Origin of the sequence: Eikenella corrodens (assembly GCF_900187105.1) — a bacterium.
GTDB lineage: Bacteria > Pseudomonadota > Gammaproteobacteria > Burkholderiales > Neisseriaceae > Eikenella > Eikenella corrodens.
Map to the genome: position 1 here is coordinate 178,039 of NZ_LT906482.1, position 23,187 is coordinate 201,225.

At 56.2% G+C, this 23,187-nt stretch carries 27 protein-coding genes, 1 tRNA gene and 2 pseudogenes; 18 read left to right on the forward strand and 12 right to left on the reverse strand.

All coding sequences use genetic code 11. The features are described from left to right. Positions 1-71: 71 nt before the first annotated feature. A complete protein-coding gene (locus CKV94_RS00915; protein ID WP_003823134.1) occupies positions 72-467 on the forward strand; it encodes a hypothetical protein in 396 nt (131 codons plus the stop codon). Positions 468-527: 60 nt separating this feature from the next. On the opposite strand, the gene CKV94_RS00920 is transcribed toward CKV94_RS00915, so the two are convergent. The 6 genes from CKV94_RS00920 to CKV94_RS11025 all read right to left on the reverse strand — a co-directional run bounded on the left by CKV94_RS00920 (position 528) and on the right by CKV94_RS11025 (position 3,564). Continuing rightward, positions 528-603: transfer RNA gene (locus CKV94_RS00920), tRNA-Thr, on the reverse strand. Between the two features lie 12 nt (positions 604-615). Beyond that, entirely contained in the window at positions 616-1,176 is a 561-nt protein-coding gene (gene efp, locus CKV94_RS00925; protein ID WP_003823135.1) for an elongation factor P, read from the reverse strand. Between the two features lie 117 nt (positions 1,177-1,293). After that, positions 1,294-1,791 carry a hypothetical protein gene (locus CKV94_RS00930; protein WP_003823136.1) on the reverse strand — a complete coding sequence of 166 codons (498 nt, stop codon included), beginning with the start codon at positions 1,789-1,791 and terminating at the stop codon, positions 1,294-1,296. Between the two features lie 186 nt (positions 1,792-1,977). Continuing rightward, positions 1,978-2,724 (reverse strand): isoprenyl transferase, encoded by a 747-nt coding sequence (locus CKV94_RS00935; RefSeq protein WP_003823138.1) that lies wholly within the window; start codon positions 2,722-2,724, stop codon positions 1,978-1,980. A gap of 88 nt (positions 2,725-2,812) precedes the next feature. Further along, complete coding sequence (gene frr, locus CKV94_RS00940; protein ID WP_003823140.1) at positions 2,813-3,370, reverse strand: ribosome recycling factor; 558 nt, start codon at positions 3,368-3,370, stop codon at positions 2,813-2,815. Beyond that, positions 3,367-3,564, reverse strand: a complete 198-nt coding sequence (locus CKV94_RS11025) for a hypothetical protein (RefSeq protein WP_003823143.1) — start codon at positions 3,562-3,564, stop codon at positions 3,367-3,369. The genes frr and CKV94_RS11025 overlap by 4 nt, the downstream gene beginning before the upstream one ends. A gap of 156 nt (positions 3,565-3,720) precedes the next feature. Between CKV94_RS11025 and CKV94_RS00945 the strand changes: the two genes are divergently transcribed. After that, positions 3,721-4,203, forward strand: a complete 483-nt coding sequence (locus CKV94_RS00945; RefSeq protein WP_003823144.1) for an RICIN domain-containing protein — start codon at positions 3,721-3,723, stop codon at positions 4,201-4,203. A 131-nt stretch (positions 4,204-4,334) separates the two neighbouring features. Here the strand turns inward: CKV94_RS00945 and CKV94_RS00950 are convergent. Beyond that, positions 4,335-5,013 (reverse strand): annotated as a pseudogene (locus tag CKV94_RS00950) (IS1595 family transposase). A gap of 269 nt (positions 5,014-5,282) precedes the next feature. On the opposite strand from CKV94_RS00950, the gene CKV94_RS00955 reads away from it, so the two are divergent. Next, complete coding sequence (locus tag CKV94_RS00955; protein WP_003823145.1) at positions 5,283-5,753, forward strand: Dps family protein; 471 nt, start codon at positions 5,283-5,285, stop codon at positions 5,751-5,753. Between the two features lie 239 nt (positions 5,754-5,992). Here the strand turns inward: CKV94_RS00955 and pyrH are convergent, their stop codons facing one another. Both pyrH and CKV94_RS00965 read right to left on the reverse strand, forming a co-directional pair. Then, positions 5,993-6,706, reverse strand: a complete 714-nt coding sequence (pyrH, locus tag CKV94_RS00960) for a UMP kinase (RefSeq protein ID WP_003823146.1) — start codon at positions 6,704-6,706, stop codon at positions 5,993-5,995. A gap of 123 nt (positions 6,707-6,829) precedes the next feature. Continuing rightward, the gene (locus tag CKV94_RS00965) at positions 6,830-7,804 is read right to left on the reverse strand and encodes a YheT family hydrolase (RefSeq protein WP_003823147.1); all 975 of its coding nucleotides are present in this window, start codon (positions 7,802-7,804) and stop codon (positions 6,830-6,832) included. Between the two features lie 267 nt (positions 7,805-8,071). On the opposite strand from CKV94_RS00965, the gene CKV94_RS00970 reads away from it, so the two are divergent. Continuing rightward, entirely contained in the window at positions 8,072-8,356 is a 285-nt protein-coding gene (locus CKV94_RS00970) for a hypothetical protein (RefSeq protein WP_003823148.1), read from the forward strand. 121 nt (positions 8,357-8,477) lie between these two features. Here CKV94_RS00970 and murA read toward each other — a convergent pair whose 3' ends face one another. Then, complete coding sequence (gene murA / locus CKV94_RS00975) at positions 8,478-9,731, reverse strand: UDP-N-acetylglucosamine 1-carboxyvinyltransferase (RefSeq protein WP_003823149.1); 1,254 nt, start codon at positions 9,729-9,731, stop codon at positions 8,478-8,480. 316 nt (positions 9,732-10,047) lie between these two features. Between murA and pheA the strand changes: the two genes are divergently transcribed. Beyond that, positions 10,048-11,127 (forward strand): prephenate dehydratase, encoded by a 1,080-nt coding sequence (gene pheA / locus CKV94_RS00980; protein WP_035580142.1) that lies wholly within the window; start codon positions 10,048-10,050, stop codon positions 11,125-11,127. A 139-nt stretch (positions 11,128-11,266) separates the two neighbouring features. After that, a complete protein-coding gene (locus CKV94_RS00985) occupies positions 11,267-11,671 on the forward strand; it encodes a DUF6636 domain-containing protein (RefSeq protein WP_035580144.1) in 405 nt (134 codons plus the stop codon). Positions 11,672-11,736: 65 nt separating this feature from the next. Here CKV94_RS00985 and recD read toward each other — a convergent pair whose 3' ends face one another. Continuing rightward, entirely contained in the window at positions 11,737-13,440 is a 1,704-nt protein-coding gene (gene recD, locus CKV94_RS00990; RefSeq protein WP_035580417.1) for an exodeoxyribonuclease V subunit alpha, read from the reverse strand. Between the two features lie 420 nt (positions 13,441-13,860). Here recD and leuC point away from each other — a divergent pair, with 420 nt between their 5' ends. The 9 genes from leuC (at position 13,861) to CKV94_RS01040 (ending at position 19,737) form a co-directional block, all read left to right on the forward strand. Further along, the gene (gene leuC / locus CKV94_RS01000; RefSeq protein ID WP_003823159.1) at positions 13,861-15,270 is read left to right on the forward strand and encodes a 3-isopropylmalate dehydratase large subunit; all 1,410 of its coding nucleotides are present in this window, start codon (positions 13,861-13,863) and stop codon (positions 15,268-15,270) included. 132 nt (positions 15,271-15,402) lie between these two features. Then, a complete protein-coding gene (locus CKV94_RS01005; protein ID WP_003823163.1) occupies positions 15,403-15,810 on the forward strand; it encodes a hypothetical protein in 408 nt (135 codons plus the stop codon). 63 nt (positions 15,811-15,873) lie between these two features. Next, positions 15,874-16,503 (forward strand): hypothetical protein, encoded by a 630-nt coding sequence (locus CKV94_RS01010; protein WP_223417331.1) that lies wholly within the window; start codon positions 15,874-15,876, stop codon positions 16,501-16,503. A gap of 151 nt (positions 16,504-16,654) precedes the next feature. Continuing rightward, positions 16,655-16,843, forward strand: coding sequence for a hypothetical protein (locus CKV94_RS01015; protein WP_023886792.1), 189 nt, complete (start codon positions 16,655-16,657; stop codon positions 16,841-16,843). Between the two features lie 106 nt (positions 16,844-16,949). Further along, positions 16,950-17,591 (forward strand): 3-isopropylmalate dehydratase small subunit, encoded by a 642-nt coding sequence (leuD, locus tag CKV94_RS01020; RefSeq protein ID WP_003823166.1) that lies wholly within the window; start codon positions 16,950-16,952, stop codon positions 17,589-17,591. A gap of 89 nt (positions 17,592-17,680) precedes the next feature. After that, positions 17,681-18,010 (forward strand): hypothetical protein, encoded by a 330-nt coding sequence (locus CKV94_RS01025; protein ID WP_003823167.1) that lies wholly within the window; start codon positions 17,681-17,683, stop codon positions 18,008-18,010. Positions 18,011-18,074: 64 nt separating this feature from the next. Then, the gene (locus CKV94_RS01030) at positions 18,075-18,437 is read left to right on the forward strand and encodes a TIGR02328 family protein (RefSeq protein WP_003823168.1); all 363 of its coding nucleotides are present in this window, start codon (positions 18,075-18,077) and stop codon (positions 18,435-18,437) included. A gap of 127 nt (positions 18,438-18,564) precedes the next feature. Then, positions 18,565-19,236, forward strand: coding sequence for a DUF2625 domain-containing protein (locus CKV94_RS01035; RefSeq protein WP_003823170.1), 672 nt, complete (start codon positions 18,565-18,567; stop codon positions 19,234-19,236). A 33-nt stretch (positions 19,237-19,269) separates the two neighbouring features. Next, positions 19,270-19,737 carry a YhcH/YjgK/YiaL family protein gene (locus CKV94_RS01040; RefSeq protein ID WP_003823172.1) on the forward strand — a complete coding sequence of 156 codons (468 nt, stop codon included), beginning with the start codon at positions 19,270-19,272 and terminating at the stop codon, positions 19,735-19,737. A 78-nt stretch (positions 19,738-19,815) separates the two neighbouring features. Here CKV94_RS01040 and CKV94_RS01045 read toward each other — a convergent pair. After that, a pseudogene (locus CKV94_RS01045) lies at positions 19,816-20,494 on the reverse strand (IS1595 family transposase). A 226-nt stretch (positions 20,495-20,720) separates the two neighbouring features. Between CKV94_RS01045 and CKV94_RS01050 the strand changes: the two are divergent. From CKV94_RS01050 to CKV94_RS01060, 3 genes are all read left to right on the forward strand, one after another. After that, positions 20,721-21,563 carry a DUF1444 family protein gene (locus tag CKV94_RS01050; protein ID WP_003823173.1) on the forward strand — a complete coding sequence of 281 codons (843 nt, stop codon included), beginning with the start codon at positions 20,721-20,723 and terminating at the stop codon, positions 21,561-21,563. A gap of 76 nt (positions 21,564-21,639) precedes the next feature. Next, positions 21,640-22,710, forward strand: coding sequence for a 3-isopropylmalate dehydrogenase (gene leuB / locus CKV94_RS01055; RefSeq protein ID WP_003823174.1), 1,071 nt, complete (start codon positions 21,640-21,642; stop codon positions 22,708-22,710). Between the two features lie 82 nt (positions 22,711-22,792). Continuing rightward, positions 22,793-23,134 carry a zinc ribbon domain-containing protein YjdM gene (locus CKV94_RS01060; RefSeq protein ID WP_003823175.1) on the forward strand — a complete coding sequence of 114 codons (342 nt, stop codon included), beginning with the start codon at positions 22,793-22,795 and terminating at the stop codon, positions 23,132-23,134. Positions 23,135-23,187: the final 53 nt, after the last annotated feature.

The window sequence follows — 23,187 nt, forward strand, 5'->3', positions numbered from 1 at the left end:
TAGGTAGCCTTGGCTGCGTGAAAAGCTGTCCGTCATCCACCACCTGCCCATTCAAGAAAGGCTACCTGAAAGTGCCGCTCGTTTCCCTTCACGACTACCTCCGCCCCTGGAAGCTGTTTTCGCTTGCCTGCGGCATTGCCATCCTCATTGTCGGCTCCTACCTCCAGCCCGCACCCGACTGGGATATTCCCATCAGTTTCCTGATGGCCTTCAGCACCTACTTGTTCACCCCCATCACTTCACGCACGCTGGCGCGTCGGCAGTGGAAATACTTGCCGCTGGCCTTGTTTGGCATGTGGTTTTCCGTCGATGGCATCTACTGGCTGTATTGGTCGTGGCGCGATCCGGTAGCACTCGAAATGATGCGCAGCGGCAATGCCCCCGCATCTGCCTGCCTGTATGCCCTATGTGCCATGATTTGGCTGCACGACGGCACCCTGCGCGAAATATTGCGCTTGAAGAAGTAAAGCTCATAGGCTACCTGAAACCCGCCCAGCAAAAAGCCCCGCGAAAAGCGGGGCTTGGATTGGTGCCGGTAAAGGGAGTTGAACCCCCGACCTTCGCATTACGAATGCGCTGCTCTACCAACTGAGCTATACCGGCCGAATGCGGCAATTAGGCGCGTTTGCGGAATTCGCCGGTGCGGGAGTCGATTTCCACTTTGTCGCCGTTTTCAATGTAAGCCATCACTTGGATTTCGGTACCGCCCACGAGGCGTGCGGGTTTCATCACTTTGCCGGAAGTGTCGCCTTTAACGGCGGGCTCGGTGTATTCCACTTCGCGCACGATGATGGTGGGCAGCTCCACGGAAATCGGGTTGCCTTCGTAGAAGGTTACTTCGCACACATCTTCCATGCCGTCTACGATGAATTTCAGGTTGTCGCCGATGTTTTCGCCTTCAACTTCGTATTGGTTGAACTCTTCGTCCATGAATACATACATTGGGTCGGCGAAATAGCTGTAGGTACATTGTTTGCGGTCGAGCTGGATAACGTCGAACTTGTCATCGGCTTTCACGATGGTTTCGCTGTTTGCGCCGGTGAGCAGGTTTTTCAGCTTCATACTCACTTTGGCAGAGGAGCGGCCGCCTTTGATGTATTCGGTTTTCTGTACCACCATCGGCTCGCTGCCCACCATGAATACGTTGCCGGCGCGCAATTCTTGTGCGGTTTTCATAATTTATATCTCTTTCAGTCTAATCAGGGAAAAACGGAAAACGCGGCATTTTAGCGCAAACGGTTTTGGCTGTCCAAAGTAAAGGCTACCTGAAATTTTCAGGTAGCCTTGCGCCGCTTATTCGTAATAACGCCCCAAGTCCAACAAATCGCCCAACAGCGACCAATCCTCTGCCACAACCGCTTCTTCCCCCAAACGATCTTCCATCCCCTGCGCGCCGCATTCCAAAAGGGTGAGCGGGTCGAGGTTGTACCAGCTATAGCCGGTTTCGGAGGTGATGCCGTAGTGGCGCAATTCGTTTTGCAGCTCTTGGCCACGCATACGGCGCAGCTCGGCTACCTGAAAAATAATCACGGCACAGGCGTATTGCCACGGATCGCTAGTTTTCAGCTGTTCATCGGGCATCTGGCGGATGAGCAGCCATTGTTCGTTAAACGAAGCGGGCGGAGCGGTGAAGGCTTCTTGCAGCAGACTAAGGCAGAGGGCGGGAGTGAAAGCTGCATCCGGTTGGCTTTGCAACAGGGCATAGAGCGCCAGGAGATAGTCTTCGAGATCGCGGTTGGCGAATGATTGGCGGAAGTTTTCGATATGAATGGAAAGTTCGCTGTGATTCATAAAATGGGCATGGGTTGTATAGTGGATTAACAAAAATCAGGACAAGGCGGCGAGCCGCAGACAGTACACACGTTACGGCAAGGCGAGCCAACGCTGTACTGGTTTTTGTTAATTCACTATAGTGCTAAAACAAAGCGGCAACAGGCATCTGCCCATCGCCGCCCTGCCCGATTGAAAACCAACAACTCAACCGCGCTGCTGTTCCGGCGGCAACTGTTCGCTGGTGCGGCCGAAACGGCGTTCGCGCACGCGGAAGGAAGAAATGGCACGATCGAACTCGGCAGCGTCGAAATCCGGCCACAGCGCGTCGGTGAAATAAAACTCGGCATAGGCCATTTGCCAGAGCATGAAGTTGCTGATACGGGTTTCGCCGCCGGTGCGGATAAACAGGTCGGGCTCGGGAGCTTCGGCCAAGGAAAGGCGCTGGGAGAGGTCTTCTTCAGTGATTTCGCTTTTGCCTTCGGCAATCAGCCGGTTGGCAGCTTGCAGGATATCCCAGCGGCCGCCGTAGTCGGCAGCCACGGTGAGCGTGAGGCCGGTGTTGTCGGCGGTGAGCCGTTCGGCGGCTTCGATGCCTTTCACAATCGTGGCGGGGAAGCGGCTGCGGTTGCCGATTACTTTGAGCCGCAGGTTGTTTTGGTGCATTTTGGCCACCTTCCCGTCTAGCGCCTGCAAAAACAGTTTCATTAAAAAGGAAACTTCGTCTTCGGGGCGGCGCCAGTTTTCGGTGGAAAAGGCGAATACGGTGAGGTATTCCACGCCGAGCTCGGCGCAGCGGGCGGCTAGGTTTTCCAGGGCGGTGAGGCCGCGTTTGTGCCCCATCACGCGCGGCAGCAGGCGTTTTTTCGCCCAGCGGCCGTTGCCGTCCATAATCACACAAACATGGCGCGGGATGTTGGTGCGTTCGGGGATGCTTTGGGTGCTGCTGCTCATATGCTTTCCTCGGGCTAAGCAGGTTTCAGGTAGCCTTAGGCGGCACGGGCAAATATATCAGCCCGTGCCGCCGTATCGCTCGGATGGTTTACACCACCATCAAATCTTCTTCTTTATGCTCCAGCAGTTTATCCACTTCGGCGATGTATTTGTCGGTGAGCTTCTGGATCTGCTCTTCGCCGCGGCGGGCATCGTCTTCCGACACTTCTTTGTCTTTCAGCAATTTTTTGATGTGATCGTTGGCATCGCGGCGCACGTTGCGGATAGACACGCGGCCGTCTTCGGCTTCGCCGCGCACTACTTTAATCAGGTCTTTGCGGCGCTCTTCAGTGAGCATCGGCATCGGCACGCGGATAAGGTCGCCCATAGAAGCGGGGTTCAGGCCGAGGTTGGAATCGCGGATGGCTTTTTCCACGGCGGCGGCCATATTGCCCTCATAGGGCTTCACGCTGATGGTGCGCGCGTCGAGCAGGGTTACGTTGGCCACCTGGCTCACCGGCACCATGCTGCCGTAGTATTCCACTTCCACCTGGTCGAGCAGACCGGTGTGGGCGCGGCCGGTGCGCACTTTGGCTAAGTTTTCGCGCAGCACTTCCACCGAACGCTGCATCTTGGTTTCGGCTGAGGTTTGGATTTCTTTGATCATAGGGTTTCCTTAATTGAGATGTTTTCAGGTAGCCTTCCGGCTGCCACGGCAATAGTGCATAACGAGCGGGATACTACCTTGCTTTGCCCGCTGCGGCAAGGTTTTCCGGCCGCCGGGCACGCCGCCACCATAAACCGCGCATCCGCCGTCTCTCCAGCCTGATAAACCACATCATGATGATGCCGATTTCCCATATCCTATCTTCAGCCCGCTAAATTTTCAGGTAGCCTTGAATCTGCGCAAACTACTTTCCTATCAAGCCAGCATTTGCTAAATTCCACAACAGTAAATTATGCCATATTCCCAGCCTCACTATATAAAAGGCTACCTGAACCCACGAGGATAACCCCATGCACCGCCTCATCCTGCTCTCCGCCCTCCTCCTCACCGCCTGCCCTCTGCCCTATTGCCCCGTGCGCCCCATCCCGCCCAATGCACCCAAACTCCACACCAAAGCCCCGAGCAGCACTGCTTTTGCCCGCGAAAAACAATCCGAATCCAAGCTCCCCGATGGCGACACCATGCGTATCGGCAGCGAATGCATCACCGTCCACAACCGTACCCTCACCCTTCACCCCTGCCGTAACATGCCCAACCAATATTTCGAACGTATAGTCCGCAACGGCACCATCCGCCAAAATGGCCAATGCCTTACCCAAACCGGCAGCAACATCACCCTCGAATCCTGCACCGGCAAGCGCAATCAAGAATGGTATAGCGACGGCAAGCGCCTGTGCAGCCGCAGCGCCAATGCCCAATGCTGGAGCGTCAGCCAGCACAGCGTGCGCCTGCAAACCCGCAACGACTCGCCCGAACAGGAAGTGCTGCGCTAGAGTAGCAGCGAATGCCCACGCTCTCCTTTTATAGCCAATCTTTCAAACATATCAGAACATAATAGAGGCTACCTGAAACCTTTCAGGTAGCCTTCTTTTTATAGTGAATTAAGGGGCTTAGGAAGCAAAATTTATTTTAAAGGATTTTCCCGCAACATTCTCAGCAGTATTTTATATAAATCATCATGCCTGTGATTGAAGCGGAACTCGGTTTCTTTTATGCAGGTAAAACGTATGTTTCGGCACCCCGTTAAATTGCACCAAGCGATGCTTGGCGTAACTCCAAAAAGATTCAATACCGTTAATATGCCGCGTACCACGGACAAACTCATTGTCACCATGATGTACCCTGAAATGTTTGGCAAAACCCATGTCAACCAATCCCTGATAACCGCGCCAACCGTCGGTATTGATGACACTCTCGATACCGACACGACCTCTAATGACCTTTTGCAGCGTTGCCTTGGAGGCATCGGGAACAATCTCGGTATAAACCTTGTCCCCACGTTTCAAAATGCCGAAAACGATAGTTTTCCCACCCGCACCGCGCCCGCGTTTGCCTCTGATGCGTTTGGCACCAAAATAGGATTCGTCCAATTCTACAATGCCGTATAAAGGTGCCTGCCTCCCGCATTCGTCAGCCAAACGCCGGCGCAATTTCAGGTACAGGTTATTGACACTTCTGATGCTGACACCCGTCAGTTTTGCGGTATCGGAGGCAGTCAAATCCAAAGCAAACAGCCGCAGGAGCTGGCGAAATTTGGGCTCGGTAATTTTACTGAACTTTTGGTACTTGTTTTTTAAATTCATTTCAGAAGCTTATCACTATATTGAGTGATTTTGCTTCCTAAGCCCCGAATTAAATTTAAACCAGTACAGCGTTGGCTCGCCTTGCCGTAACGTGTGTACTGTCTGCGGCTCGCCGCCTTGTCCTAATTTAAATTTAATCTACTATAGTATTAAAATAAAAAATCAATCGAAAAGCAATTTTTAATTGGAAAAATAAAACAACCAACACTACAATGGCTGCCAATCAAACAGTAATCCTTTTTCCCAACTCTGTTTAATAAGGAGCCATCATGAGCATCAACATCGGTATCAACGAAACCCAACGCCAAACCATCGCCCAAGGCTTATCTAAAGTGCTGGCCGACACCTACACCCTCTATCTGAAAACCCACAACTACCACTGGAACGTGGAAGGCCCAATGTTCCACAGCCTGCACACCATGTTTGAAGAGCAATACAACGAGCTGGCGCTGGCCGTGGACGAAATTGCCGAACGCATCCGCGCGCTGGGCTTCAAAGCACCGGGTTCCTACAGCGAATTCGCCAAACTCACTTCTATCCCCGACGGCCAAAGCAGCAACGATGCTCCTACTATGATTCGCGAGCTAGTGGAAGGCCAGGAAACCGTGATCCGCACCTGCCGCGAGCTGTTCCCCGCTGTGGACGAAGCCAACGACGAACCCACCGCCGACCTGCTCACCACCCGTATGCAAACCCACGAAAAAACTGCTTGGATGCTGCGCGTGTTGCTGCAAAAATAAGCAGATTTGACCAACATACCAACGCCCGTCATTGCCACGGGCGTTTTTTCTGCGGTGCGAAAGGCTGGTTGGAACAAGATTGCCAAAGGAGGCCGAGCTTCTGCGGAAGCCAACTTTGGCTTGCGCGGATTTTATATGGGTGTTTTTCAGGTAGCCTCTCCCCCCTGCAACAGGCTACCTGAAGCCCAAAAATCAGGCCGCCTCCTATTGGGAAGCGGCCTGCAATCTTGCCAATTCAATCAAATATGCACCAAAGTGCCTTCGTCTTCGCCAAGAACCACCCGTTTGAGCGCGCCTTCTTTGGCAATGCCGAACACCACGATGTTCAACTTGCGCTCGCGGCACAGCGCCAGGGCGGTGGCATCCATCACTTTCAGGTTTTTCACGATGGCTTCGTCAAACGTGATGTCTTGATAGCGCGTGGCCGAAGCGTCTTTTTTCGGGTCGGCGGTGTACACGCCGTCCACATTGGTGGCCTTGAGCATGATGTCGCAGTTCATTTCCGCACCACGCAGTGCGGCGGCGGTGTCGGTGGTGAAGAATGGGTTGCCCGTGCCGGCGGCAAAAATCACCACTTTGCCTTCTTCCAAATATTGAATGGCTTTGGGGCGGGCATAGGTCTCGGCAATCTGCTGCATGGAAAGTGCGGATTGCACGCGCGCGGGCTGGCCGAGGCTTTCAAACGCATCTTTCAAGGCCAGGGCGTTCATCACCGTGGCGAGCATGCCCATGTAGTCGGCAGTGGCGCGGTCCATATCACTGGCCTGCGCGGCCACACCGCGAAACAGGTTGCCGCCGCCAACCACCACGCCCACTTCCACGCCCATTTTGGCGATTTCCACAATCTGCCCGACAATGCCCATAATCGTGGTGCGGTTGATGCCGAAGGCATCGTTACCCATCAATGCCTCACCTGAAAGTTTCAATAAAACACGCTTATAGCGGATAGTCATGGCAGCCTCTCTTCATGGTTGGAAAATTCAAACGGCAGGCATTATACGCTCTTTCGGCTGCGTCGGTTGGCTGATTTTGGCAGTTTATTAATATCAAGGCTACCTGAAAATCTTCCTACCTTTTCAGGTAGCCTGTGCTGCCACGCCGTCGAAATAGCGCAACACGGTATCCGGCAGCCAATCCAAATCAGCCGTGCCGGGAAAGCCGGCGTGGCCGCCGTATTCGGGCTGCAACAGAGTAACACTTGGCGATACGTCGCTCGCCTGCGGCAGCGATTCGGCGGGAATGAAGGGGTCGTTGAGTGCGTTCAAAATCAGGGTAGGCACGGCGATTCGGTGCAGCAGGGGTTTGGCGCTGGAGCGGCGGTAGTAGTCGGCGGCATCGGCAAAGCCGTGCACGGGGGCGGTGAAGCTGTTGTCGAAATCGGTGAGGTTGGCGGCAGCTTGCACGGCAGCGGCGTCAATCTGCGGAAAACTGGCGGCGCAAGCAGCGGCTTTAGGCAACAGCGAACGCAGGAAATAAGGTGCATACAGCATTTTGCTCAAGCCCTGCTCCAGCCGATGAGAGGCGGCGGTTAAATCCAACGGCGCGCTCACCACGGCAGCAGCCTGCGGAATGGCACGGCTGCCTTGTTCGGCCAGATATTTGGCCAATGCGTTACCGCCCAAGGAAATACCGACGGCGCAGATACGCGGGTAGCGCGAGTGCATTAATTGCAGCATATGTGCAACTTCGGCGCTGTCACCGGAGTGGTAAAACACGGGTGCGCGGTTTTCCACTTCGCCGCAGCTACGGAAATGCGCCACCACGCCGTGCCAGCCGTGCCGTTGCGCGGCAAACATCAGGGCGCGGGCATAATGACTGGCACTGCTGCCTTCCAGCCCGTGAAACAGCATCAATAGCGGGGCATCGGGGCGTTTACCATCTACAAAATCGTAGGCCACCTCAGTGGCGCCCAGGCTGTCGGGCAAAAGCTCGCGCCGATAGGCCGGGCTGCCAATGCGCACCAGCTTCGGCCAAATGCTCTGCAAATGCCCGCCGCGCAGCCAAAACGGCGGCCGGTAGGCAGGTAATTGGGGGGAATTGTTTCGGTTCATGTGTGGCAATCCATTGAAAATATTTAATCGGCAGTACGCGCTTGGCTATCGACCGCTTCACATCGGGCAGCAAATTATCCAACTAACAAGCTAATTTATAAAGAAATTTATTTAAATCTATTAGATTTCTTGCCCACAAAATGCGACACTTACCGACACTGCCGTAGGTAAAAAGCGGCATAATCGTTGTCAAACCTTACTCCGATATAGTAGAGTGTTTCCACAGCTACCGGCAACGGTAGCCATTTTTCACAGGAGAACCTAACTATGCAACGCAAATTAACTATTCTGATGCTGGCTTTGCTGCCGATTGCGTCCGCATGGGCCGACGGTGTAAAAATCGGCAACGACTCTTCCGGCCTGCCGCCTGAATTGGTGCAAAACTTGGCGCAAACGTCCAAATCCATGGGCGTGAAAGAGCCGATGAATATCAGCACCCGCAACGAAGGCGGTGCACGCTATGCCGTGGTATCCGGCACTTCCGGCACCACTTGCCGCATCAAACTGTCCAACGGCAACCCGCCCACCATCTTGGGCTTGTCCTGCCGTTAATCAGAACCAACAAATATTGGAAAACAGCCCGAATATCGGGCTGTTTTTGCTTCCTGATGCTTGAGGGGCTACCTGAAAACCCTACGGTTGGTTTTTCAGGTAGCCTTTGCTTTCGAACTGCCTACTGTTTCAAACGTTCGATTTTCGCGCCCACTTTACCTAGCTTCTCTTCGATATGCTCGTAGCCACGATCCAAGTGGTAGATGCGCTCCACAATGGTATCGCCGTCGGCTACCAGGCCGGCAATCACCAGGCTGGCCGAAGCGCGCAAGTCAGTGGCCATCACGGTGGCGCCGGAAAGTTGCTCCACGCCTTTTACCAGCGCGGTGTTGCCCTCGGCGCTGATATGCGCGCCCATACGGTTGAGCTCGGGCACATGCATGAAGCGGTTTTCAAAAATGGTTTCCACCATCCGGCTGCTGCCCTCGGCCACCGCGTTCATCGCCATAAACTGCGCCTGCATATCGGTGGGAAAACCCGGATGCGGCACGGTGCGCACGTCTACAGCTTTCGGACGCTGCGTCATTTTAATGTCGATCCAGTTTTCGCCGGTTTGGATTTCCGCGCCGGCTTCCACCAGCTTGTCCAACACCGCTTCCATGGTTTTGGGCGCGGCATTTTGCAGGCGTACCTGCCCGCCGGTCATGGCCACGGCGCAGAGGAAAGTGCCGGCTTCGATGCGGTCGGGCACCACGCTGTGGGTACAGCCATGCAGCTTCTCCACACCTTCAATCGTCATAGAAGGCGTACCGATACCGCTGATTTTCGCGCCCATTTTCACCAGGCATTCGGCCAAGTCCACCACTTCCGGCTCCACTGCGCAGTTTTCCAGCACGGTGGTGCCTTCGGCCAGTGTGGCTGCCATCAGCAGGTTTTCCGTGCCGCCCACGGTCACCATGTCCATCACCACGCGCGCGCCTTTGAGCTTGCCGCGCGCCTTCACATAACCGTGCTCGATCACGATTTCCGCGCCCAGGGTTTCCAGCCCTTTCAAGTGCTGGTCCACCGGCCGCGAGCCGATGGCGCAGCCGCCGGGCAGGCTCACTTCTGCCTCGCCGAAACGCGCCAGCGTAGGGCCGAGCACCAAAATGGAAGCACGCATGGTTTTTACCAATTCATACGGTGCGCAAGTATTGTTTACCGTGCCGCCGTTGATTTTGAATTCGCTCACGCCATCGCTTTCCACTTCCGCGCCCATACCTTGCAGGAGTTTGTGCGTGGTTTTCACATCAGCCAGCATCGGCACATTGGTCAGATGCAAAATATCTTCGGTTAAAAGCCCGGCGCACATCAGTGGCAGGGCGGCGTTTTTCGCGCCGGAAATCACGATTTCACCGTGCAACGGGCCATTGCCGGTAATTTTCAATTTGTCCATGTTTCTGTTGAATTTCTTTAATCTTTAGGTTGAAGCGGCAGCCCTTGGCAACAAAGGCTACCTGAAAACGCGAGATTATAAACGTTTTACCCTAGCCTTAGGCAGCCTTTGCCCAACTTTTCCCGCAATGCTTTTCAGGTAGCCTCCCGCCCGATCTAAGGCTACCTGAAAATATTCAGCCCACACCAACGCCCCGTTTTTCTGCGCTATAACAAGCTCACTTCACTTCCGCTGCGCCCTTAGCCCAACTGGTATCAACAAGGATGCCAATCTGCTATACAATCAACCCATCCCCATCCTGCACAAAGACCGCGCCATGCCCGACCAATCCCTCGCCCCCCACCGTCAGGCCATCGACACCATCGATGCCGAAATCCTCCATCTGCTCAACCAACGCGCCGCCCACGCCCGCGCCATCGGCGAGCTCAAAGGCACCGGCATCGTTTATCGCCCCGAGCGCGAAGCCCAAGTGTTGCAGCGCATTCAAAGCCTGAACCAAACCGCCGCCGGCCTCCTGCCAGACGAAGCCGTCGCCCGCCTGTTCCGCGAAATCATGAGCGAATGCCTCGCCGTAGAACGCCCGCTCACCATCGCCTACCTCGGTCCCGAAGCCACCTTCACCCAACAAGCCGCCGTGAAGCACTTCGGCCACGCCGCCCGCACCCAACCCTGCCCCTCCATCGACGAATGCTTCCGCCTGGTGGAAACCCGCCAGGCCGATTATGCCGTCGCCCCAGTGGAAAATTCCACCGAAGGCCCGGTCGGCCGTACCCTCGACCTCATGGTTTCCACCCCCCTGCGTGCCTGCGGCGAAGTGCTCCTGCGCATCCAGCATCATTTATTGCAGCAGCCCAGCGGTAGTGAGCAGCCGGAAAAAGTGTATGCCCACGCCCAAGCGTTGGCTCAATGTCACGAGTGGCTCAACCGCCACCTGCCCCATGCCACCCGCATTTCCGTGGCCAGCAACGCCGAAGCTGCCCGCCTCGCCGCTGCCGAGCCGCAAGCCGCCGCCATTGCCGGCCAGGCCGCCTCCGAGCACTACCACCTGGCCAAACTCGCTGCCAACATCGAAGACGAGCCCAACAACACCACCCGTTTCCTCATCTTCGGCCACAACCGCACCCAGCCCTCCGGCCGCGACAAAACCTCCCTCATCGTCTCCGCCCCCAACCGCCCCGGCACCGTTCACCACCTGCTCCAACCCTTCTCCGAGCACGGCATCTCCATGACCAAGCTCGAAAGCCGCCCCAGCCGCGCCGGTCTGTGGGACTACATCTTCTTTATCGACATCGAAGGCCACGCTGACAGCCCCCAAATCCAGCCCGCCCTCGAAGCCCTCGCCGAACGCGCCGCCTTCGTCAAAATCATCGGCGCCTATCCGCAGGCCGTGCTGTAAATTTTCAGGTAGCCTCTATGCAGCAAGAGGCTACCTGAAACAAACTTTTGCAAAGCAAACACAAGTTTCTACCGAGCTAAAAAACATCCAACTTTGCGCTAAAATCTTTCTTTCCTAACCACTCTAATGGAGTCACACCATGCGTATCCTACCCCTTGTCGCCACAGCCATCCTGTTCGCTGCCGGCACCGCACATGCCGATATCAAAATGTTCCGCAGCCCCAGCGGCAACATCAACTGCATGTACGACCATTCCCCCGGCGTAGTGGAATGCCAGATTCCCCAGCCCGATCGTCCAGTCCGCCCCAAACCGCGCGATTGCGAGCTCGATTGGGGCAGCAACTTCTCCATCGCCCGCACCGGCCACACCCAAATGGGCTGCGTGGGAGACAGTCTCGCCAGCCCCGACAGCCGCGTGCTGCCCTACGGTCAGACCCTGCGTGGCAATGGCTGGCAATGTACCAGCCGCACCAGCGGCATGACTTGCACCAACAGCCAAAACCACGGCTTTGAAATCAGCAGCCGTCGCCAACGCCTTTTCTAAATTCTCTAATGTACACAAAAGGCTACCTGAAACTTTCAGGTAGCCTTTTTCTTGCTAACTCTCATTTACTTTAGCGATTGCAATGCCTCGCCCAAACCGGTACGGCGGTGGTTTTTGCGTTGCACGGCGGCAATAAGGGCACTCATCTGGCCGGCGTAGCCGAAGCGACGGCGGGCGCGGGTGATGGCGGTGTAGAGCAGGGTGCGGTCGAACAGGGCGGAGTCGGCCTCGTCGCCCAAGAGCCACACTTCCTGGTATTCCGAGCCTTGGCTTTTGTGTACGGTCATGGCGAAGGCGGTATCGTGCGCGGGCAGCCGGCTGAGCGATACGGCGCGGAAGCCGCCGGCATCGGGGAAAAACGCAGCCAGCCCGTCGCCGTGCGGCAGCACGATGCCAATGTCGCCGTTAAACACGTTCACGGCATAATCGTTTTCCGCCACCATCAGCACCTGCCCGGCAAACCAGCCCTGTTCCGCCGCCCTACCCTGCGCGGCCAGGAGCTTGCGGTATTCGCGGTTGAACTCTGCCGCCTGGCTGCGCCGTGCGGCCAGCACCACCAACTGCTGCTGGGCGGAAAAGCAGGCCGCCGGGTCGCCGCTGTTTACCGCCTGCCAGTAGGCCTCGTACTGTTTGGTAAAGTGCCGCGCCAAGGCGGCGGGGGTTTCAGGTAGCCTGAACAAGTCGTCGGTAAAGCGGGCAAACGCGGCTTCGGCGGCGGCAGCCTCCCCGTTCACCACGGCCTGTGCCAATGCGCCCACGCCGCGCTGCGGATCGAAACGGTGGCTGTATTCCAACCGCGCCACGTTGCCGGCCAAGGGCGGCGGGTTATCCCGCACTTCAAACGGCACGCCTTCGGGCAGCCACTCGGCCAACTGGGCAGCTTCTTTAGCCGTGAGCACGGTGGGCTGCGCCAGCACGGGCAATACAGCACCGATGCCCACTGGTGGCAGCTGGTTTTCATCGCCCAACAAAATCAGGCGGCCATGCTCGGGAATGGCGCACAATAATTGGTGCAGCAGCGGCAAATCCAGCATGGAAGCCTCGTCGGCCACCACAATATCAAAAGGCAGCGGCTGCTCACGGTTAAATTTCGAATAGCCGACTACTGGGTTCAGCTTCAGCAACCGGTGGACAGTTTGTCCTTCCAATACTGTCAAATGCTGCAACACCTGTTCGCTACCCACCTTAAAGCTACTCAACGCACGGTGCAGCGAACGGGTCATGTGGGCGGCAGCCTTGCCGGTGGGGGCGGTGAGCGCGATGCGCGGCATCTCGACCGCATCGGCACACAGCAGCGCCAGCAGCTTAGCCACCGTGGTGGTTTTGCCCGTGCCCGGCCCGCCAGTTACCAGCATCAGCGGCTGCAACACCGCCAGCGCGGCAGCCAGCCGCTGCCCGTTATGCCCGGCATCGGGAAACCAATCGCGCAACCGTTGCCGCAGCCCGGCGTTTTCAGGTAGCCTCACCCGATTATGGGCAATCCGTTGTAATTCGGCGGCCACGCTGCGCTCTAGTGCAAACAGCCTGCCACTAAACAGCCGCCGCCCGCGCAACACCAAAGGCGTGAACGCGCCGCCATCGCCCACCACCGGCGCGGCCTGCCGCAACGCCTCCGCCTCTTGCGGCGCGAGCGTGATGTAGCTGTGGCCGCCCTCTTGCGCGGCAAACAGTTCGTCCAACAGCGGCAGCACCGGCTCGGCGGTCTGCGGTGCCAAACGCTGCAACACTTCGGCAGCAGCTTGGGCGGCGGGGTAACGGTATTCGATCATAGCGGATTCTTTCAGGTAGCCTACTGGTGGCACAGGCGGCAAATGGGCGGTAAAACCAAGCATGAATTACATGAATTATAAGCGTTGGGCACATCCACTCCAAACTCGGAATGGCCGGTAGAGCGAATCAAAATAAGAAAGCTGCCGTGTTGGCTGGTCTGGAGTACTACCTGCACCACCTGCAGCCTCGACCTTATCCCATTATTTTTATCCGCTATCTGGCGTACAGATATTTCCATTTTATTCAAGGCAATTTGGCTAAAGCCACGTTTCAGGTAGCCTCCCACCAATCCAATTAGACAAAATGTACAAACAAATCCAAATATTCTATACCAAGGATAATCTTTACTTTTCTATTCTTGCATTTTTTAGACATTCTGTGCATAATCCACCTCAAAATCATATCAAGGAATAAATCCAATGAGCGCACAAACCCTCTACGACAAACTCTGGAACAGCCATATTGTCCACGAATCAGAAGACGGTACCGTCCTCCTTTATATCGACCGCCATCTGGTGCACGAAGTGACCAGCCCGCAGGCGTTTGAAGGCCTGAAAATGGCCGGCCGCAAGCTGTGGCGCATCGACAGCGTGGTCTCCACCGCCGACCACAACACCCCCACCGACCATTGGGACGAAGGCATCAAAGACCCGATTTCCAAGCTGCAAGTGGACACTTTGGATAAAAACATCAAAGAATTCGGCGCGCTGGCCTATTTCCCATTTAAAGACAAAGGCCAAGGCATCGTGCATGTGATGGGCCCCGAACAGGGCGCGACGCTGCCCGGCATGACCGTGGTGTGTGGCGATTCGCACACCAGCACCCACGGCGCGTTCGGCGCGCTAGCGCACGGCATCGGCACTTCCGAAGTGGAACACACCATGGCCACCCAGTGCATCACCGCCAAAAAGTCCAAATCCATGCTGATTGAAGTTTCAGGTAGCCTGAAACCGGGCGTAACCGCCAAAGACATCGCGCTGTATATCATCGGCCAAATCGGCACGGCGGGCGGCACGGGCTATGCCATCGAATTCGGCGGCGAAGCCATCCGCAGCCTCTCCATGGAAGGCCGCATGACCCTGTGCAACATGGCGATTGAAGCCGGCGCACGCAGCGGCCTGGTGGCCGTGGACGACACCACAATCAATTACATCCAAGGCCGCAAATTCGCCCCCAAAGGCGCGGATTGGGACAAAGCCGTGGCCTACTGGCGCACGCTGGTGTCCGATGAAGGCGCGAAATTCGACAAAACGTACAAATTCCGCGCCGAAGACATCGAGCCGCAGGTAACGTGGGGCACGTCGCCCGAAATGGTGCTGGGCGTGGATGGCAAAGTGCCGAACCCCGCCGACGAAGCCGATGCAGTGAAACGCGCGGGCATGGAGCGCGCCTTGGAATACATGGGCTTAGCCGCCGGTACGCCGTTGAACGAAATCCCCGTGGACGTGGTGTTCATCGGCTCGTGCACCAACAGCCGCATCGAAGATTTGCGTGAAGCCGCCGCCGTGGCCAAAGGCCGCAAAAAGGCCGACAACGTGAACCGCGTGCTGGTCGTGCCCGGCTCTGGCTTGGTGAAAGAGCAGGCAGAAAAAGAAGGCTTGGACAAAATCTTCACCGACGCGGGCTTCGAATGGCGCGAACCCGGCTGCTCCATGTGCCTGGCCATGAACGCCGACCGCCTCGCGCCGCAAGAACGCTGTGCCTCCACCTCCAACCGCAATTTTGAAGGACGGCAGGGCAACGGCGGCCGCACACACCTCGTCAGCCCAGCAATGGCGGCAGCGGCGGCAGTGGCCGGGCATTTTGTGGATGTACGCCAACTGGCTTGATGGCTTTAACTTCGCTCCGCTCCGCCGAAACTTCGTTGAAGCTGCGCTTTCAAGTAGCCTCTATCTGCCCACAGGCTACCTGAAAAAGTTAAAATACCCCCGTCTCAGGAACCCCAAACAATAGATTGAGCCATGAAAACCCTCCTCAAAACCACCCTCCTGCTCGCCGCCCTCTGCCCCGCCCTAGCTGCTGCCGAACCTATCGCCTCACCCACACCGGAGCAGTGCCGCACCGTGCTGAGCGAATTTGCCATGTTTGAAGCCTTCATCGCCGCCTGTCCGCGTATTGCCCGCGCCGAAATCGACACGCGCACCCGCCTCAACAACGTTTACGAAGGCTTCGCCCGCTACGGCGAATGCGGCAAACAAATTGAAAGCGAACCGATCGCTTCCATGCTGCGCGAACACCCCGCCATCCGCCTGCTCGGCCAAGACGGCAAACGCCGCCCCAGCAGGGCCGAAGCAGATGCTTTCTGCCGCCGCCACCGCGGCGACCTCACCCGCATCGTGCTCAAATACAACCCCGGCCGCAACCGTTAAACAGCCCCCTGCAGAGGCTACCTGAAAATCCGACTACGAAAGGAAAACCATATGGGATTGGATATGCGCCCTTTAAGCAAACCCAAAGCGGGCAAGGAGCAACGCTTTTACGAGCTATATAGTCTGATACCGTCGGAAAATCTTTCTCCCGACCAGCGGGAACAACTGCTGGAAGAATGGTTCGCGCTCGGCATACCCAGCTATGAAACCATCAAGGCACCGCAAGTGGGTAGAGATGCTCAGGCAGACGCTTGGCTGCGCGAACAATATGATGCCGACGATAATCCGGATAAACCGCCGTTTGATGAAGTTTACCAAGATTACCAAGGCTACTATGTAATCGAATTGGCTCCGGAACAAGACAGCGTGCCGGTATATCGCGCCTTTGGTCAAGACGAAAACGTATTCCGCGGCCAATTCCTAGCCGACTGCCAGGAGCTGATCGGCGAAGATTTGCTCAACGAAGCATGGTCGAACCATTTGGCCGAAGAAGCTGTAGATTATGCCCACCGACTGATTGCCGCAGTTACCCCCGCTGCGCAGCAACACGGCTTGGAATATCTAAAAGACCAATACGAACCGCCAGAAGCCGAGCCAGAAAGTTTGGAAAGCCAATTACACATTGTCTATTCTCTAGCGCGCTGGTTGATTTTTTACGGTAGCCGAGGCCACGGTTATGAAGCCGATTTTTAATCCGGCAGTTGCCCGGCTGCAAAGGCTACCTGAAAAGTAAAATCCGATAAATTCAGGCTAAATCAGCCGTCGGCCTTGCTGTTTTGGCCGATAATAAAGCCACACGAGCTAATCGTGCATCTTTCATTTCTTCACATAAGGAGCTGAAAACATGAAACACCTTCTCATCCTCGCCATTACCGCCATCGGCCTTTCTGCCTGTTCCAGCACTTGGCACGGCGTAAAAGAAGACACTGCCAACAACATCGACAACACCCGCGAAGCAGTGCGCAAGGGCAGCAATGCCGTTGGCCGCGGTATTTCCCACGTGGGCGAGAAAATCGAAAACGCCACTGAATAAGCCTATCGTCCGGCAGGCCTGAGCGCCTGCCGGCATTGAAAATATCCAATATAAATCAAAGGCTACATTTTTTAGGTAGCCTTTAAGCAAACCACAAAGACCCGCCATGAAAGCCTTTACCCAGCTCACTGCCCTTGTTGCCCCGCTCGACCGCAATAATGTGGACACCGACGCCATCATCCCCAAACAATTCCTCAAATCCATCAAACGCAGCGGCTTCGGCGTAAACTGCTTCGACGAATGGCGTTATCTCGACCACGGCGAGCCGGGCATGGACAACAGCAAGCGTCCGCTCAATCCCGATTTTTCGCTGAATCAGCCGCGCTACCAAGGCGCGCAAATTCTGCTCACGCGCAAAAACTTCGGCTGCGGCTCCTCGCGCGAGCACGCCCCGTGGGCGCTCGACGACTACGGCTTCCGTGCCGTCATCGCCCCCAGCTTTGCCGATATTTTCTTTAATAACTGCTACAAAAACGGCCTGCTGCCCATCGTGCTGACTGAAGAGCAGGTGGAACAACTCTTCCAGGAAACCTATGCCACCGAAGGCTATCGGCTCAGCATCAATTTAGAACAGCAAACCGTTACCACCCCCGGCGGCACCGTGTTTAAATTCGACATCACCGAACACCGCAAACACTGCCTGCTCAACGGCCTCGACGAAATCGGCCTCACCCTGCAACACGCCGACCAAATCCGCGCCTTTGAAGCACAGCGCCGCCAAAGCCAACCCTGGCTGTTTAACAGCTAAACCCAAGGCTACCTGAAAGCAAGTTTCAGCGAAGCTCAAACCTTTTTTCAGGTAGCCTGCTATCTTTCCCAGCTCCAATAGAAAACATTATGAAACCCGCACTCCTCCTCACAGCCCTGCTGCCCCTCCTCTCCCTCAGCGCCCAAGCCGAGCCCATCAGCAACAAAGACCAAGCCGTGGCTCGCGTGTCTGCCTCCGTTGCCCGCCACCGGCTAACCAGCCTGAAACCGGAATGCCTGCTGTTCATCACCACCGAAACTGCCAACAACTACACCGTGGACGTGCACGAAAAACACGACGCCCGCTGCGGTGGCGATCCACACACCGCCCCCCGCCTGTTCGGCTACGAAGTGGACAAAGCCAGCGGCCGTATGCAAATTGATGACCCCGTGAGCGGCGAAACCCGCCCCATTAACTAAACCATTGCAGGCTACCTGAAATCCACTCTCCCTTTTTCAGGTAGCCTTTATTTAGGGAATCACCATGCGCCTGTGGCACCAAGCCCTTATCCCCCAACTCCCCCGCGCCCAGCTGCTCGGCCAACACCGCGAATGCGCCGCCCTGCGCGGCAACGGCTGGGGCCGGCCGCACGCTACCGTAAACTACGTCTTCGCCCACAGCCCCTATCTGCTCTATGCCTACCACGTCCTCATCATGGACGAAATGCAGCAGCGCGGCTACCGGCCAGATCCCGCGTGGCGCGATAAAAACCATCGCGGCAACACCTGCCCGCCCTATCCCGATTTGGCGGAAGAGCCTGTCGGCAACCCGATTTATGCCGAACACGACGATGATTACCTTGCCGAATGCTTAGCGAATCTGCACAGTAAAGGTATAGCCATCTGAACCGCTGCTTAACCCACCCATTTTTAGCTTCGCAGACACCTCTCTCTCATTTTAGCTTCGCAAAACTTTGCTCTTGCTCATTTTAGCTTCGCAGAAATTCGCTTCGCTCATTTTCAGGTAGCCTTATATGAAAACACTAGCCGACCTCATCAATACTGCCGACCCCGCATGGCCGCTGATTCAAGAGTGGCTTGCCGAAGCCGCCAATCCGGTGGAAATCCTGCCGCGCGATCCGGCCGCTGCAGAAGCCGAACTGGTGAAAACCCAAGTAAGCACCCGCTCCGTGATGGGCGCGGTGGTGTATGAAACCGGCGGCATTCTCATCGACCACGGCTGGCTGCGCATCCTGGGCTCGGGCAGCCCCCGCCTGCCGCGCGGCCTCGGCAGCTGGAATCTCGGCCGCACACAATCCGAACCTGCCGCCCCCGCGCCCTATTACCTGATTGCCGATGACGCCGCAGGCGGCTACTTCGCCCTCAACGGCGGCGGATTGGACGGCACCCCCGGCAATGTGTTCTACCTCCCGCCCGACACCCTCGAATGGGAAGACTGCGAACTGGGCTACACCGATTTCCTCAACTGGGCATTTAGCGGCGATTTGGCGCTGTTCTACGAAAACGTGCGCTGGGCAGGCTGGCAGGAAGAAGCAGCCGCATTGGGCGGCGACAGCGTTTACCACTTCTTCCCGCCGCTGTGGACGGAGGAAAGTGCAGATATCGAACAAACCAGCCGCCGCGTTGTCCCCATTACCGAACACTACGACGCCACACTGGATATTTTGCGGCAACTTGCCCAATAGGATGCTGTTGCACTTTTCAGGTAGCCCTAAACCATGATTACCGACACCATCGCCCATGTATCCCGCTACGCCGCGTTGCACCCCGACTTTGCCGAAGCCTTCCGCCTGCTGCAAAGCCTGGATTTGGCCGCCCTGCCCGACGGCCAAGTGCCGTGCGGCAACCCGAATATCCGCCTCTTTATTCAAACCGAAACCCTGCGCACACGCGAAGCCGCCCTGCCCGAAGCGCATTTAAACCACATCGATATCCAAGTGCCGTTAAACGGCAGGGAAACCTACGGCTGGATAGACCGCAGCCGCCTGCAACACGGCCAAGGCTATAACGAAGAGCGCGACATCGAATTTTTCCGCAGCACACCGGAAACATGGTTTGATTTGGAAATAGGTGAATTTGCTCTCTTCTTCCCCAACGACGGCCACGCCCCGCTTGTGGGCAAGCCCGGGCAAACCATCCGCAAGGCTGTGTTTAAAATCCGAAGCGCAGATTGCCGCATTGAGTAAGTTTTTCAGGTAGCCTTTATTGCTTCCGCCATCAGACACAATATAGTGAATTAAATTTAGGGACTTAGGAAGCAAAATTTATTTTAAAGGATTTTCCCGCAACATTCTCAGCAGTATTTTATATAAATCATCATGCCTGTGATTGAAGCGGAACTCGGTTTCTTTTATGCAGGTAAAACGTATGTTTCGGCACCCCGTTAAATTGCACCAAGCGATGCTTGGCGTAACTCCAAAAAGATTCAATACCGTTAATATGCCGCGTACCACGGACAAACTCATTGTCACCATGATGTACCCTGAAATGTTTGGCAAAACCCATGTCAACCAATCCCTGATAACCGCGCCAACCGTCGGTATTGATGACACTCTCGATACCGACACGACCTCTAATGACCTTTTGCAGCGTTGCCTTAGAGGCATCGGGAACAATCTCGGTATAAACCTTGTCCCCGCGTTTCAAAATGCCGAAAACGATGGTTTTCCCACCCGCACCGCGCCCGCGTTTGCCTCTGATGCGTTTGGCACCAAAATAGGATTCGTCCAATTCTACAATGCCGTATAAAGGTGCCTGCCTCCCGCATTCGTCAGCCAAACGCCGGCGCAATTTCAGGTACAGGTTATTGACACTTCTGATGCTGACACCCGTCAGTTTTTCGGTATCGGAGGCAGTCAAATCCAAAGCAAACAGCCGCAGGAGCTGGCGAAATTTGGGCTCGGTAATTTTACTGAACTTTTGGTACTTGTTTTTTAAATTCATTTCAGAAGCTTATCACTATATTGAGTGATTTTGCTTCCTAAGCCCCAAATTTAAATCAGGACAAGGTGGCGAGCCGCAGACAGTACAGATAGTACGGCAAGGCGAGACAACGCTGTACTGGTTTAAATTTAATTCACTATAATAAAATCAAATAACGCGCATCCCATTTTCAGGTAGCCTTCAGGCCGCTCGGATAAGCATTTCATAACAACAAAGGAATCGGAAAATGTCTTTCTTCAGCAGACTCTTCGGCCGCGAGCCGAAAACAATGGATTGGCGGCAGTTTATCCAACACTTTGCCGAGCACATCCGCCGCGATTGTGCCGTGGATGCGCAAATCGAATGGGGCAAGAGCCTTGAAGACACTGTGTTGCAGGTGGGCGAAGGCAGGCTCTATCTGGGCAACCACTACGCCCGCTATCTGCAAGCCCCGGCCGATTTAGATGCCATCCTCGCCGCCAACACCGCCGTGGTGCGGCAAATGATGGCCGAGCGGCCGCAAGCCCGTGCCGAGCAGGTATTCCCTGTGATTAAAAACGGCCTCTGGCTCGAACACCTGCGGCAGGCTACCCAAGTAGCCGGCACCGAACCCGAAGAGTCCGTTATCTACCGCCCGATTGCCGGCGATTTGGTGCTGCTCTACATGCTCGACACCGGCGAAGCCATGCGCTCCCTCAGCCGCGAAGACGCCGTCGCCGCCGGCCTGGCCGACGATGCCGCCCTACACCACACCGCCCTCGCCAACCTGCGCCAATATATGCAGGGCAAAATACAGATTGAGCACGTAGAAGAAAGCAGCCTCACCCAAGTCCTGCTCGACAGCGACTACGACGCTTCCCTCATCCTGATCTTAAACGAAATCCTGCCGAGCGACCCCGTGCTGCCCGCCAACCCCGTGCTAGCTATCCCTGCACGCAACGTGCTGATTTTGTGCAACCCTTCCGACGAGCGCGCCATCGCCACCCTGAAAGTTGCCGCCGCACAGATTGCCGAAGAAGGCCCCTACACCATTTCCACCCTGCTCTACCAATACCATAACGGCGAAATCAGCCTGTTTCAGCCCCATTAAGGTTTTCAGGTAGCCTCCAATCCGAAGTAAGGCTACCTGAAAATAGTTATCCACCTTCTATAAAGGAATTACCCTCATGACTAAAAAACTAGCCATCCTCAAAGGCGACGGCATCGGCCCCGAAATCGTGCGCGAAGCCGTGCGCGTGCTCGACAAATTGATCGAACAAGGCCTGGACGTATCCTACGAATACGCCCCATTGGGCGGCGAAGCCTACGACCAATTCGGCAGCCCCTATCCCGAGTTCACGCAAAACCTGTGCCGCGCCGCCGATGCCGTGCTACTCGGCGCGGTGGGCAGCCCGCAATACGACAATCTGGAACGCCCGCTACGCCCCGAACGCGGCCTCTTGGCCATCCGCAAAGATTTGAACCTGTTTGCCAACCTGCGCCCCGCCATTTTGTATAAAGAGCTGGCTAACGCCTCCACGCTCAAGCCCGAAATCGTGGCCGGGCTGGACATTCTGATTGTGCGCGAACTGACCGGCGACATCTATTTCGGCGAGCCGCGCGGCATCTGCACACTGGAAAACGGCGAGCGCGAAGGTTTCAACACCATGCGCTACAGTGAAAGCGAAATCCGCCGCATCGCCCACGTTGCCTTCCGCGCCGCGCAAAAACGCAGCAAAAAAGTGTGCTCTGTGGGCAAAGCCAACGTGCTGGAAACCACCGAGCTGTGGCGCGAAATCTTTGAAGAAATCGGCAAACAATACCCCGACGTCGAACTCTCCCACATGTATGTGGACAATGCCGCCATGCAGCTCGTGCGCGCGCCCAAGCAATTCGACGTGATTGCCACCGGCAATATCTTCGGCGACATCCTCTCCGACGAAGCCTCCATGCTCACCGGCTCCATCGGCATGCTGCCCTCCGCCTCGCTGGACGAAAACGGCAAAGGCCTGTACGAACCGTCGCACGGCTCCGCGCCCGACATCGCCGGGCAAAACAAAGCCAACCCGCTGGCCACCATCCTCTCGCTGGCCATGCTGCTGCGTTACAGCCTAAACGACGAAGCCCGTGCCGCGCAGGTGGAAAACGCCGTGCAGAAAGTGCTGGAACAGGGGCTGCGCACCGGCGATATTTACGAACAAGGCACCCAGCTCGTATCTTGCAGCGGCATGGGCGATGCCGTGCTGGCCGCGTTATAATCCCCCCGCCTCATCAGGCTACCTGAAAGCCGTTGCCAGCTTTCAGGTAGCCTCCCAACTTTCAAAACCACAAGGAAAACGAATGACTACCCTCCCGCCCTGCCCGCAATGCCAATCCGAATACACCTATGAAGACGACGCCAACCTCGTTTGCCCGGAATGCGCCCACGAATGGTCGGCCCAGGCCGATGCCGCCGCCGAAGCAGACGATGCCCTCAGCGTAGTTGATGCCTACGGCACACCGCTGGCCAACGGTGACAGCGTGGTGCTGCTCAAAGACCTGAAAGTGAAAGGCAGCTCGCTGGTGCTCAAACAAGGCACCAAAGTGAAAAACATCCGCCTGCAGGAAGGTGACCACGACATCGCCTGCAAAGTAAACGGCACCGCGCTCAACCTCAAATCTGAATTTGTGAAAAAGGCTTAGGCTGCCGAATAGCCGAAGGCTACCTGAAAAATCATTTTCAGGTAGCCTTTGTG